Origin of the sequence: Variovorax humicola (assembly GCF_037889915.1) — a bacterium.
Lineage (GTDB): Bacteria > Pseudomonadota > Gammaproteobacteria > Burkholderiales > Burkholderiaceae_C > Variovorax > Variovorax humicola.
The window spans coordinates 24,815-38,080 of record NZ_JBBKZV010000004.1 but is presented as its reverse complement, the minus strand read 5'-3'; the positions used below and the strand labels follow the sequence as shown (position 1 = coordinate 38,080).

General features: G+C 67.1%; 7 protein-coding genes. 3 read left to right on the top strand and 4 right to left on the bottom strand.

Translation table 11 applies throughout. From position 1 onward, the window contains the following. Nucleotides 1-137: 137 nt before the first annotated feature. The 4 genes from WKW80_RS08890 to WKW80_RS08875 form a co-directional block, all read right to left on the bottom strand. Nucleotides 138-593 (bottom strand): RidA family protein, encoded by a 456-nt coding sequence (locus WKW80_RS08890; RefSeq protein ID WP_340363208.1) that lies wholly within the window; start codon nucleotides 591-593, stop codon nucleotides 138-140. A gap of 76 nt (nucleotides 594-669) precedes the next feature. Further along, nucleotides 670-1,668: a transglutaminase family protein gene (locus WKW80_RS08885; RefSeq protein WP_340363207.1), complete on the bottom strand. Its 999-nt coding sequence runs from the start codon at nucleotides 1,666-1,668 to the stop codon at nucleotides 670-672. A 29-nt stretch (nucleotides 1,669-1,697) separates the two neighbouring features. Beyond that, nucleotides 1,698-4,403 carry a circularly permuted type 2 ATP-grasp protein gene (locus tag WKW80_RS08880; RefSeq protein ID WP_340363206.1) on the bottom strand — a complete coding sequence of 902 codons (2,706 nt, stop codon included), beginning with the start codon at nucleotides 4,401-4,403 and terminating at the stop codon, nucleotides 1,698-1,700. Nucleotides 4,404-4,456: 53 nt separating this feature from the next. Next, a complete protein-coding gene (locus WKW80_RS08875; RefSeq protein ID WP_340363205.1) occupies nucleotides 4,457-7,996 on the bottom strand; it encodes a transglutaminase family protein in 3,540 nt (1,179 codons plus the stop codon). Nucleotides 7,997-8,173: 177 nt separating this feature from the next. On the opposite strand from WKW80_RS08875, the gene WKW80_RS08870 reads away from it, so the two are divergent. The 3 genes from WKW80_RS08870 to WKW80_RS08860 all read left to right on the top strand — a co-directional run bounded on the left by WKW80_RS08870 (nucleotide 8,174) and on the right by WKW80_RS08860 (nucleotide 13,142). After that, the gene (locus WKW80_RS08870) at nucleotides 8,174-10,579 is read left to right on the top strand and encodes a DNA internalization-related competence protein ComEC/Rec2 (RefSeq protein ID WP_340363512.1); all 2,406 of its coding nucleotides are present in this window, start codon (nucleotides 8,174-8,176) and stop codon (nucleotides 10,577-10,579) included. A gap of 83 nt (nucleotides 10,580-10,662) precedes the next feature. Then, nucleotides 10,663-12,168, top strand: coding sequence for a circularly permuted type 2 ATP-grasp protein (locus tag WKW80_RS08865; RefSeq protein ID WP_340363204.1), 1,506 nt, complete (start codon nucleotides 10,663-10,665; stop codon nucleotides 12,166-12,168). A gap of 20 nt (nucleotides 12,169-12,188) precedes the next feature. Beyond that, nucleotides 12,189-13,142, top strand: a complete 954-nt coding sequence (locus WKW80_RS08860; protein WP_340363203.1) for an alpha-E domain-containing protein — start codon at nucleotides 12,189-12,191, stop codon at nucleotides 13,140-13,142. The last annotated feature ends 124 nt before the right edge of the window (nucleotides 13,143-13,266 follow it).

Below are 13,266 nucleotides of genomic sequence, written 5' to 3'. Positions count from 1 at the left end.
GTGCAGGCGGAATCCCCAGCGCCGTCTGAAACCGGTTGTTTGCAATGAAGCTCCCGGCATGTAAACGCGTGACGCCGCTGCCGCACGTCGGCACGCGCGCGCGGCGCATTGCCTTGCCAGCCACCTGGACTCCGGACTCAGGCGACTTCCGCAATCATGTCGATCTCGACGCAGGCGCCCAGCGGGATCTGCGACACGCCGAATGCGCTCCGGGCATGGGCGCCCTTGTCGCCAAACACCTCGGCCAGCAACTCGCTCGCGCCGTTGGTCACCAGATGCTGTTCGGTAAAGCTGGCGGTCGAGTTGATCAGGCTCATGAGCTTGACGATGCGCGTGACCTTGTTGAGGTCGCCCACGGCTGCGTGCAGCGTGCCCATCATGTCGATGGCAACCGCGCGCGCCGCCAGCCTGCCCTCCGCCGTCTCCATGCCGGCGCCAAGCTGCCCCACCCACGGCTTGCCGCCCTTCTTGGCCACGTGCCCAGAGAGGAACACCAGGTTGCCCGAACGCACGAAAGGCAGATAGGCGGCGACTGGCACGGAAACGGGGGGAAGGGTGATGCCGAGTTGGCTCAGCTTGTCGTAGATGCTCATGACTGGTTCTCCGGATATTCGATGGACATGGAAAGGCGTCGGCGTGCGCGCCTGCGGGCGGCGTGACGCCGGCGGATCAGGATTGTGATTGGGATTGCGATGGAATCTGCGGCGGGTCCTGCGTCGGCATTGCCGCAGTCGAGGCCGACTGGGCTTGCGCGGCAAATCGCGCGTCGGCGGCCAATTCCTCGAGCGGCATGACCGTCACGCCCACCTTGAGCGTGTGGCGCGCGCCGCCATGCAGCACGCCGCGCATGGGCGACACGTCGGAGTAGTCCCGGCCGATGGCGAGCGTCACGTAGTCCTCGCCGGGAGGGCGGCCATTGGTCGGATCGAACTCGGCCCAGTCGCCGGGGCCGTCGGTGCCCGGCAGATAGACGGAGACCCAGGCATGCGACGCGTCAGCCCCCACCAGGCGGGGCTCGCCGGGCGCCGGCTGCGTCAGCAGATAGCCGCTCACGTAGCGCGCCGGCAGACCCATCGTGCGCAAACACGCAATCATGATGTGGGCAAAGTCCTGGCATACGCCGCCGCGCTGCGCGAGCGCTTCGACCGCGGGCGTGCTGACCTCGGTGCTGGTCGTGTCGTAGTCGAACTCGTTGTAGATGCGCAGGCACAGATCCATTGCCGCGTCGAAGGTCGGCCGGCCCGGCGTGAAGCTCGGGCGGGCAAAGGCCGCGAAATCCTCGTGGCGCGGCACGTAGGGCGAGGGATACACGAAATCGGATGCCGCGTCGTACAGCGAGCCCTTGCGATATTGAAAGCGCTCGCGCACCTGCTCCCATGGCAAGGAAACCGCCGCGTCGGACCCCAGCACCGGTTTCGAGGTCTCGACCACGCTTTCCGCCGTCACCACCAGTTTCTGATGCGTGGAGTCGAGCGCAAAGAATGCGCGTGCGTTGCCGTAGATGTCGGGTGACTCGCTGCGTTGCGCCGGCTCGGGCGTGATCACCAGCTTGTGGCTCACCAACCGCTGCGAGGGTGTGACCAGCGGCTTCAGATGCGCAAGATGCTGAGCGGTTTCGACCGGCGGCGTGTAGTCGTAGCGGGTTTCGTGGGTGACGTGAAGGAGCATGGGTGGATTTTGCGCCTGCGCGCTCGTCCTCAAGCCCCGACGGATCGCAACGATTCCGAAGTCAGGGTGAAGTAGCGCGTACCGATTGCATCCGACACATGGTACGCAGCGGTTTCGCAGGCACTGAACAGCTGGACCAGCGCGGGGTAGTCCGCATGCGGGCCGGGGTCGCAGAGCTTTTCCAGCGTCCATGTCGCAGGGTCGGGCAACTCGTGCGACAGCGCCGTCAACTTGCCCGGCGCGCTGCCGGCGAGCCTCGCGATGCGCCCGCGCAGCGTTTGCGTGACCCATGCCAGCGAGCGCGGGTTGTCGCCGTCGAGTACGAGCAGGTCGACCATGGTCGCCACGTCGCGGCGCTGCTGGTAGCGCGCGTGGAAGGTGATGGTGCTGTCGAACAGCGCGACCATCGCTTCGAAGCCCGCGACCTCGTGCACCGCGCCGTTGTCGAAGCCGGCGGCCAGCGCGCTCGCCAGGAAGGCGAGCCGTTCGATGTGCCGGCCGATCGACAACAGGCGCCATGCATCGTCGCGCGTCATGCGGTCGGTTTGTGCGCCCGTCACGGCCGAGAGCGCATTGCTGGCGCCTTCGAGCGAGCGCAGCGCGGCGCCGGTGGCATAGCTGCCCTCGCCCAGTTCTCCGGCCTGCTCGGCCGCACGGCGCAGGAAGTCGGATTCGGCGCGCACGATCAGGCTCCAGTGGTCTTGCGACAGGCGCTCGCGCACCGCCGCAGCCGCGTTCCGGATGCAGCTCAGGCTGAACCCCACGCTGGCGCCTTTGGTCACATCCCCGAGTTCCGCGATCAACGCGCGTTCGAACACGCGCCGCGACTTGGGCGCACTGGGCACTTCGCGCGGCACCAATGCGTTGCGCAATGCAAGACGATGCAGCCAGCCGAGCAGTGGGCGCGAGGACTGGTCTTCGCCGCCCAGCAGGTCGAGCGTGAGTCGTGCGAGACGAATCGCGTTCTCGGCGCGTTCGGTGTAGCGGCCGAGCCAGAACATGTTCTCGGCGGCGCGGCTGGTCACCGGTGCGCGATGCCGCGCGAGCGAGGCCGGCGTGGCATGCGGCTGCAGCAGGGTGGTGCGGTCGACTTCGCCGCGCGTCTGCACCCAGACGTCGGCGCTGCTGCCGCCGCGCTGCATCGACGCGATCTGCGCATCGGCGCCCGCAAGCCGTGCCAGGCCGCCCGGCAGCACGCGCCACGACTGCGCCCCGTCGCTGACCGCGAACACGCGCAGCAGCACCGCGCGCGGCGCGATGTGACCAGGCCCGAAGTCCTGCGCCCAGGTGGGCATCTGCGAGAGCGGGAGCTGGCTTTGTACCGTGTGGGCATCTCCCTGGCGCACGATGCGGCCCGCCCATTCGTCCAGCTCGCGCCGGCGCAACTGGCTGCCCAGCACCGCCTCGAACGTGTCGTGCGAATACGATCCCGTGTAGGTCGGCTTGATGGCGCAGTCGCCGAGTTGCGGCAGCACCGCTTCCATGGCCGCACGTTCGCCGCACCACCATGTCGGCAGCGCAGGCAATTGGAGTTTTTCGCCGATCAGGTGGCGCGCCAGGCCGGGCAGGAAGCCAAGCAGTGCGGGCGATTCAAGGAATGCCGAGCCCGGCATGTTGGCCACCAGCACGTTGCCGGCGCGAATGGCCTGCAGCAGGCCGGGTACGCCGAGCGTGGAGTCGGGCTTGAGTTCGAGCGGGTCGAGGTACTGGTCGTCGAGCCGCTTGATCAGTCCGTGCACCGGGCGCAGGCCCTGCAGGGTCTTGAGGTAGAGGCGTTGGTCACGCACCGTGAGGTCATTGCCCTCGACCAGCGTGATGCCGAGGTAGCGCGCCAGGTAGGCATGCTCGAAATAGGTCTCGTTGTAGGGGCCGGGCGTGAGCAGCGCGACGTGCGGCGGGGCGCCGGCCGGGCACATCGCCTGCAGGCCCTCCATCATGGCGCTGTAGGTCGCAGCCAGGCGCTGCACGTGGAGCGCATCGAATGCCTGCGGAAACTGGCGCGAGATGGCGAGGCGGTTTTCCAGCAGGTAGCCCAGGCCCGAGGGTGCCTGCGTGCGTTGCGACACCACCCACCAGTTGCCGTCGGGCCCGCGCGCCAGGTCGAAGCCGGCGATGTGCAGCCAGGTGTCGCCCGGTGGCTTCACGCCGTGCATCGCACGCAGGTAGCCGGGATTGCCGTGAACCAGCGCGGCGGGCAGCAGGCCCTGGGCCAGCAACTGCTGCGGCCCGTACACGTCGGCGAGAACGCGGTCGAGCACGCGCGCGCGCTGCTGCACGCCGGCTTCGATCTGCGCCCAGCTCTCGGGCGAGATGATCAGCGGGAACAGGTCGAGCGACCAGGGGCGCTGCGGCCCGTCGCCATCGGCATAGACGTTGTAAGTGACGCCGTTGTCGCGGATCTGGCGCGCCAGGCTGACGGAACGGCGCGGCAGGTCGCCGAAGCCGCCTGTACCGAGTTCGTCGAAGAACTGGGACCATGCGGGCGCCAGCGGCGGGCGCGAAGGCGCTTGGGGTGCTTCGGGCTGCTGGGAGGCGGGGGGCGCTTCGGCCGTGGCATCGTACAGAGGCACGGCGGGCTGCGCTGGCGCGGCTGCGCGCGGCGAGACGAGCGGCGTTGCAAGGCCCCTCAGCTCATCGAAATGGCCGGCATGCGCGGGCGGTGCAAGCGCCGACGCAAGGGCGGCAGGCGCCTCGAGGGAGGCGTTGCCAAAGAGGGAGTCGTTCAAGGGTTCCACAGGTGCCCGATTGTCACACTGCCGCCGTGGGCATCGACTATCGGGCCACCAGATCAGCGCCTCAAGTCAAGTGTGAACGGGAATTCTCGACTCCCTGCCAGCTCGATCGTCGCCGGCGGCGTGCGCATCAGGCCCGGGGTGTGGCCCATCCGCGTAAAGCGCGAATGGCGGCGGCTCTCGGCCTCGTAGGCGTTGACCGGGAAGGTCTCGTAGTTGCGCCCGCCCGGATGCGCGACGAAGTACTGGCATCCCCCGAGCGAACGCTTCATCCAGGTGTCGACGATGTCGAAGGTGAGCGGCGCATGCGCAGGGATGCTGGGATGCAGGGCCGATGGCGGGTTCCATGCCTTGTAGCGCACGCCGGCCACGAACTCGCCCGCCGTGCCTGTGGGCTGCAGCGGCAACACCTTGCCGTTGACGGTGACCACATGGCGGCTTTCGTTCAGGCCGGTGACGCGCACTTCGATGCGTTCGAGCGACGAGTCGACATAGCGCACCGTGCCGCCGGCCGAACCTTCCTCGCCCATCACGTGCCAGGGCTCCAGCGCGTTGCGCAGCGAAAGCTCTACGCCCATCGCCTGCACCTGCCCGACCAGCGGGAAGCGGAACTCGAAGTGCGGCGCGAACCAGTCGGCATCGAAGGCGAAGCCGGCCTGCTGCATCTCGGTGATGACGTCGTCGAAGTCCATCTTGACGAAGGTCGGCAGCAGGAAGCGGTCGTGCAGTTCGGTGCCCCAACGCGTCACTGGCGCCTTGTAGGGCTCGTCCCAGAAGCGGGCGACCAGCGAGCGGATCAGCAATTGCTGCGCGATGCTCATGCGCGAGTGCGGAGGCATCTCGAAGGCGCGTAGCTCCAGCAGGCCGAGGCGGCCGGTGCTGGAGTCGGGCGAGTAGAGCTTGTCGATGCAGAACTCGCTGCGGTGCGTGTTGCCCGACACGTCGATCAGGATGTTGCGCAGCGTACGGTCGACCAGCCAGGCCGGCATGTTCTGGCCATGGATCTCGCGGTTCTTCGCGATTTCCTTGAGCGCGATCTCGAGCTCGTAGACCTGGTCGTTGCGGGCCTCGTCCACGCGCGGCGCCTGGCTCGTCGGGCCGATGAACATGCCCGAGAACAGATACGACAGCGACGGGTGGTTGTGCCAGTACAGCAGCAGGCTGGCGAGCAGCTCGGGCCGGCGCAGGAAGGGGCTGTCCGCCGGGGTGGCGCCGCCCATCACGAAGTGGTTGCCGCCGCCGGTGCCGGTGTGGCGGCCGTCGGTCATGAACTTCTCGGCCGACAGGCGTGTTTCGAAGGCGGCGTTGTAGAGGAACTCGGTGTGGGCCACCAATTCCTTCCAGTTGTGGGCCGGGTGGATGTTGACTTCGATCACGCCGGGGTCGGGCGTCACGGCCAGCACCTTCAGGCGCGAATCGCGCGGCGGCGGATAGCCCTCCATGACGATCTTCATGCCGAGCTGCGCAGCAGTGCCTTCGACGGCAGCGACCAGGTCGAGGTAGTCCTCCAGGCGGGCCAGCGGCGGCATGAAGACGTAAAGCACGCCCGAGGCCTTGCCCAGCTTTTCGGCGGCGGGGCCGTTGGCGCGGCGTGGGTCGCGCACTTCGACGCACAGCGCGGTGCGCGTGACCCAGTGGGCCGATTCGCCGCGGCGTGGCTGGCGCGTGACGTCGGCGGCGCTGGTGCCCGCGTCCACGGGCGCGGGCTTGCCGGACCCTTGCATGCGCAGTTGCGCGGCCGTGGCAGGCGGCGTGCCGAAGGCATAGGGCACGCTGGAGAGTTCGACCGTCTGGGTCGCGCCCGGAACGGCGGCCGGCATCGTCGCCGCGCCCGAGCCCCCCGGCGCGGTCGAGGTGGCGTAGCGCGCGAGGTATTGGGCTGCGGTCGGCAGCGCGGCGCGCGGCGCCGTGGGGTCGCGGTCGACGAGATACGGGTAGTCGCCCTTGCTCGCCCACGGCTGCGAATCGAGTGGCAGGCGGTAGCCCATCGGCGAATCGCCGGGGATCAGGAACAGGCGGTCGTCGCGCAGGAACCAGGGGCCGGTCTTCCATCCGGGGCCTTCGAGCGGCGGTGCATCGTGTTCGGCACTTGCCGGCTCGATCGGCAGCATGTAGCCGATGACTGAATCGAGCTTCTGGGTGAACACGCGGCGCAGGCGCACGCGTTCCATTTCGTCCTCGAGCTTCGACTCGAACACGTCGACGTTGACCGGCAGCCGGCGCTCGCGCCACAGGTAGTAGTAGATGTCTTCGTAGCCGGGCTGGATGTAGCGCTCGGTCAGTCCGAGCTTGTGCGCCAGCACGGTGGTGAAGCGGCGCGCGTCATCGCTCGTGTAGTGGGTGGGCACGCGTTCGTCGGCGAACAGTTCGGGGTCATGCCACACTTTCTGGCCGTCCGCGCGCCAGAAGATCGACAGTGCCCAGCGCGGCAGTTGCTCGCCCGGATACCACTTGCCCTGGCCGAAATGCAGGAAGCCGCCGTCGCCGTATTCGGCGCGCAGGCGGTGCACGAGTTCAGTGGCGTAGCCGCGCTTCGTGGGGCCGAGTGCATCAGTGTTCCATTCGGCCGCGTCGCGGTCGCTGGTGGCCACATAGGTAGGCTCCCCGCCCATTGTCAGGCGCACGTCGCCGTCCACCAGGCGCTTGTCGACGGCTTCTCCCAGCTTGAGCACGTCGGCCCATTGCTCTTCGGTGTAGGGCTTGGTGACGCGCGGCGATTCGTAGATGCGCGAGACCTTCATTTCATGGCCGAAGTCGACCTCCGCATCATCGACGACGCCCTCGATGGGCGCAGCGCTCGAGGGTGTCGGCGTGCAGGCGAGTGGGATGTGGCCTTCGCCCGCCAGCAGGCCCGACGTGGCGTCGAGGCCGATCCAGCCGGCGCCCGGCAGGAACACCTCGCACCAGGCGTGCAGGTCGGTGAAATCGACCGTGGTACCGCTCGGGCCGTCGAGCGCCTTCACGTCGGGCGTGAGCTGGATCAGGTAGCCCGAGACGAAGCGCGCGGCCAGCCCGCAGTGGCGCAGCAGTTGCACCAGCAGCCAGCCCGAATCGCGGCAGGAGCCGCTGCCGTTGGTGAGCGTTTCTTCCGGCGTCTGCACGCCGGGCTCCATGCGGATCAGGTACGTGATGTCTTGCTGGACCTGCTGGTTGAGCCCGACCAGGAAGTCGATGGTGCGCTGCTCCTTGCGGTCGACCTTGGCGAGATAGGCCTCGAGCAGCGGTGTCGGCGTTTCGGTGACGAGGTAGGGCGCCAGCTCGTCGGCCTGCGATTCGGTGTACTCGAACGGGAAGTTTTCCGCTTGCGGCTCGAGAAAGAAATCAAACGGGTTGTAGACCGCCATTTCGACGACGAGGTCGACGGTAACCTTGAACTCGCGCGTCTTGGCAGGGAAGACGAGCCGTGCCTGGTAGTTGGCAAACGGGTCCTGCATCCAGTTGATGAAGTGGTCGGCGGGCTCGACCTGGAGCGAATACGAGATGACGTTGCTCCGGCAATGGGGCGCGGGCCGCAGGCGAACAACCTGGGGACCCAATTGCACGGGGCGATCGTATTTGTAGTGGGTGACGTGGTGGAGCGCGGCGTGAATAGACATGTTTTGAGGTGTCGTGAAGATGCGCCAATGGCGCACGCATACTAGCCGACAAGCAAGCAATTAATGCGCCAAAGCGCAAACGGATGGGGTGGTAAACGTGGGGAGGAAGAAACGTTGACGAGGGCCGGCGATGCATATGACGATGCCGCCCGGCGCCGCCCGTGGGCCTTCGCGGCCATGGCTGGCTCGGTGCTGGGCGCAGCACTGCAACTGCAGCAGCAGGCGCTGTGGCCGCTGCCGGCCTATGCGGCGATGTTGCTGGCGGCCATGCTTGCGTTGTGGGTCCTGGCTCGCCTGCGCCGTCGCGGCGGCCGCTCGACCGGGCTGTTGGCGCTGATGCTGGGTGTCGCGCTGGCGTTCGCTGCGGTCGGCATGCGGGCCGTGCTTTGTGCCGAAGGGGCGCTCGACCCGGCCCTTGAAGGACGCGACCTGCAAGTGATCGGCGTGGTCGCGCAGATGCCGCAACGAGGCGAAGGCGCCTTGCGCTTTCGGCTCGACGTCGAGTCGGCGCGCTGGGCCGGCAAGGATGCATCGCCCGATGCGCCCGGGCCCTCGCGATGGCCCACGAGGCTGGCGCTCGGCTGGTATGCGGAGAACACCGGCTTGTGGGCCCGCCCGGCGCGCATTGGCGGCCAGGCCCCGGTCGCGTCGGTACCGGCCGAACTGCATGCGGGCGAACGCTGGCGCATGACGGTGCGGCTGAGGGCGCCGCATGGCAACCTGAATCCGCACGGCTTCGACTACGAGTTGCTGATGTGGGAGCAGGGGGTACGTGCTGCCGGCTACGTGCGCACGGGCAGCAACGATGTCCCGCCCGAGCGGCTCGGCTCGACCTGGCAGCACCCGGTCGAACGTGCGCGCGAGGCCGTGCGCGACGCCGTCTTCGAACGGGTGGCCGACAAGCGGCTGGCGGGTGTCATCGCCGCACTGGTCACCGGTGACCAGGGTGCCATCGATCGCGCCGACTGGGATATCTTTCGTGCCACCGGCGTGGCGCACTTGATGAGCATCTCGGGCCTGCACATCACCATGTTCGCATGGCTCGCCGCGGCGCTCGTGGGTGCGCTGTGGCGACGCAGCACGCGAGGCATGCTGTGGTGGCCGTCTCCCCATGCCGCACTGGTGGGCGGTGTGCTGCTGGCCACGCTGTACGCCCTGTTCAGCGGCTGGGGCGTGCCGTCGCAGCGCACGGTGAGCATGCTCGCGACCGTGGCGCTGTTGCGCCTCACCGGCCGGCGGTGGCCGGCGCCGAATGTGTGGCTGGGCACTTGCACCGTGGTGGTGGCACTCGACCCGTGGGCCTTGATGCAGGCCGGCTTCTGGCTCAGCTTCGTCGCCGTCGGCGTGCTGTTCGCGACCGATTCGGGCGAGTCGCCGGCCGGCAGGACGAGTCTTGTGGCGCGGTTGCTCCGAATGCTTCGCGAGCAATGGGTGGTCACGCTGGCGCTCGCGCCGCTCACCCTGCTGCTGTTCCAGCAGGTTTCGCTGGTGGGCCTGCTGGCCAACGTGCTGGCGATTCCGTGGGTCACGCTGGTGGTGACGCCGCTGGCAATGCTGGGCGTGGCGATCCCGCCTTCATGGGATTTGGCAGCCTGGGCCGTACAAGTTCTTGCCTGGTTCCTGCAATGGCTGGCGGGCTGGCCCCTCGCCACCATTTCCACCGGGGCGCCACCGGCATGGCTGGCGCTCTGCGGTGTAGCGGGCGGGGTACTTCTCGCCATGAGGCTGCCGCTGGCGCTTCGGGCGCTCGGTCTGCCGCTCCTGTTGTCTGCGCTGCTCTGGCAGCCGGCACGTCCCGCGGCTGGCGAGTTCGATCTGCTGGCTGCCGACATCGGCCAGGGCAATGCCGTGCTGGTACGCACCGCGCACCATGCCTTGCTGTATGACACCGGCCCCCGCTACAGCCTCGAAAGCGACGCTGGCCTTCGGGTGCTGGTGCCTTTGCTGCGCGCGCTGGACGTACGGCTTGACACCCTGGTGCTCAGCCACCGGGACGCCGACCACACCGGCGGCGCACCGGCCGTGCTGGCGATGCAGCCCCAGGCCGGCCTGCGCAGTTCGATCGAGGACACCCATCCCTTGCAGGACTTGCGCCAATCGGACAGGTGCGTGGCAGGCCAGCAGTGGGAGTGGGATGGCGTACGCTTCGATTTCCTGCACCCGGTCGCGAGCGACTACGAGACCGCCGCCAAGCCCAACGCGATCTCATGCGTGCTGCGCATCGGCAACGGCCGCGCCAGTGCCTTGCTGGCTGGCGACATCGAGCGCAATCAGGAAAGCGCGCTCGTCCAGCGCGAACCCGGGCTTCGGGTCGACCTGTTGTTGGCCCCGCACCACGGAAGCAAGACCTCCTCGAGCGCGCTGCTGCTCGACACCCTGAAACCCGGCATCGTGTTCGTGCAGGCGGGCTACCGCAATCGCTTCGGCCATCCGGCCGAGGAGGTGAGGAAGCGATACGAGGCGCGTGGCATTCCGGTGGTCGACTCGCCCCACTGCGGCGCCGTCGGCTGGCAAAGTGTTTCACCAAAGGAGTGGAAGTGCGAGCGCACGGCCGCGCGACGCTATTGGCAACACCAGCAGTAGCCGTTGAGTGCGAAATCGGGCTCAACCAGGGGGTCATTTGGCCTTGAACTTGCTAAGCTATGGCGAAGGAGATTGGTCGCTCTATGCACAAATTTGACGAGATGTACGAGTCGCAGCCTTACGCGGGCGCCGCGATCCGAAGCCACTACCAGCGCTACGACCAATGGCTGGCGAGGCAACCGGGTGAATTGATGCGCTCGCGGCGCGAAGAGGCGGAGATGATTTTTCGCCGTGTCGGCATCACCTTTGCGGTGTACGGCGCGAAAGACGAGGACGGCTCAGGTACCGAGCGACTGATTCCATTCGACCTGTTGCCGCGGATCATTCCGGCCGATGAATGGGCATCGATGGAAAAAGGCCTGGTGCAGCGTGTGAATGCGCTGAACCGCTTCATCCACGACGTGTATCACGACCAGGAGATCGTCAAGGCCGGCATCGTTCCGGCCGGGCAGATCCGCGACAACGCGCAGTTCCGCCCCGAGATGATGGGCGTGCACGTGCCCCACAACGTCTATTCGAGCATCGCCGGCATCGACATCGTGCGCGCCCCCGACGCCACCGGCAGCGGCGAGTACTACGTGCTCGAAGACAACCTGCGTGTGCCCAGCGGCGTCAGCTACATGCTCGAAAACCGCAAGATGATGATGCGGTTGTTCCCCGAACTGTTCAACCAGAACCGCGTTGCGCCGGTCGCCCACTATCCCGATCTGCTGCTGGAAACCCTGCGCGCCATCGCGCCGCCGGCCACACCGGAGCCGACCGTGGTGGTGCTCACGCCCGGCATGTACAACAGCGCCTATTTCGAGCACGCCTTCCTCGCACAGCAGATGGGTGTCGAGCTGGTCGAAGGGCAGGACCTGTTCGTCAAGGACGACTTCGTCTATATGCGCACCACGCGTGGGCCAAGGCGTGTCGACGTGATCTACCGTCGCGTGGACGACGACTTCCTCGACCCCGAGGTGTTCCGGCCCACGTCCACGCTGGGTTGCGCCGGCCTGATGCGCGCCTACCGCGCCGGCAACGTCGCCATCTCGAATGCCGTGGGCACTGGCGTGGCCGACGACAAGTCGATCTACCCGTACGTGCCGAAGATGATCGAGTTCTACCTGAACGAGAAGCCGATCCTCAAGAACGTGCCGACCTACATGTGCCGCAACAAGGACGAGCTGGCCTACGTCGTCGCGAACATGAAGGACCTCGTCGTCAAGGAAGTGCACGGCGCCGGCGGCTACGGCATGCTGATCGGCCCTGCCGCGACGCAGGCCGAGATCGAGGACTTCAAGAAGGCCGTGCTGGCCAAGCCCGACGGCTACATCGCGCAACCCACGCTGAGCCTGTCGAGTTCGCCGACTTTCGTGGATGCCGGCATCGCGCCGCGCCACATCGACCTGCGGCCCTTCGTGCTGTCGGGCAAGGTCGTGCAGATGGTGCCGGGCGGACTCACCCGCGTGGCGCTCAAGGAAGGATCGCTGGTCGTCAATTCTTCGCAGGGCGGCGGCACCAAGGACACGTGGGTGCTGGAGGCAGACCGGCGGCCGGCCGCGAAACCGGCCGCCTCGCCGTCCCAATCGCAGACCCAATCGGCATAACAACCCGGAACGAAAAAAAGATGCTGTCTCGCACCGCCGATCACCTCTATTGGATGTCGCGCTACACCGAGCGCGCGGAAAACACTGCGCGCATGCTTGACGTCAACTACCAGACCTCGCTGCTGCCGCAGTCGGCCGAAGTGGCCAAGCACGGCTGGCAAGGGTTGCTCTCCATCAGCGAGTTGCTGCCGTCGTACAGCAAGACGCACGACCAGATCGTGCCGGCGCAGGTCATGGAGTTCATGGTCAAGGACGAGGACAACCCATCGTCGATCCTGTCGTGCCTGCGGGCCGCGCGCGAGAACGCACGGGCCGTGCGCGGTGCGCTCACTACCGAAGCCTGGGAAACGCAGAACACGACCTGGCTCGAAGTCAACCGCATGCTTCGCGCGGGCGACTTCGAGCGCGACCCGGGACAGTTCTTCGAATGGGTGAAGTTCCGCTCGCACCTGTCGCGCGGCGTCACGCTGGGCACGATGCTGCAGGACGAGGCATTCTATTTCTCGCGCCTCGGCACCTTCCTGGAGCGGGCCGACAACACCGCGCGCCTGGTGGATGTGAAGTTCCACGCGATGAACAGCGAGTTCTTCGGCCAGGCCGCCGGCGACCAGGAGTACGACTTCTATCACTGGAGCGCGATCCTGCGCAGCGTTTCGGCCTTCGAGGTGTACCGCAAGGTGTATCGCGACGTGATCAAGCCGGAGCGCGTGGCGGAACTGCTGATCCTGCGCGCCGACATGCCGCGTTCATTGCACGCGAGCCTGGTCGAGGTGGTGAACAACCTGGCCAAGGTGGCCAACGATCAGAGCGCCGAAACGCAACGGCGCGCCGGCAAGCTGCTGGCTGATCTGCAGTACGCGCGGGTTGACGAGATCCTGGCGACCGGCTTGCATGCCTATCTGACGCAGTTCCTCGACCGGGTGAACGAACTCGGGTGGCGCATCAGCCAGGATTTCCTGGTGCCTACGCACTGAAACTGGCTCGGCCCCGGGCTCCGCGCACTTCGTGCGCTCCTTCTACCCCCTGCCGGGGGCTAAGACGGTCATAACCTTGCGTTTCGCTTGCAAACGGATTTTCAGGTTTCCCCAATGAAAACCC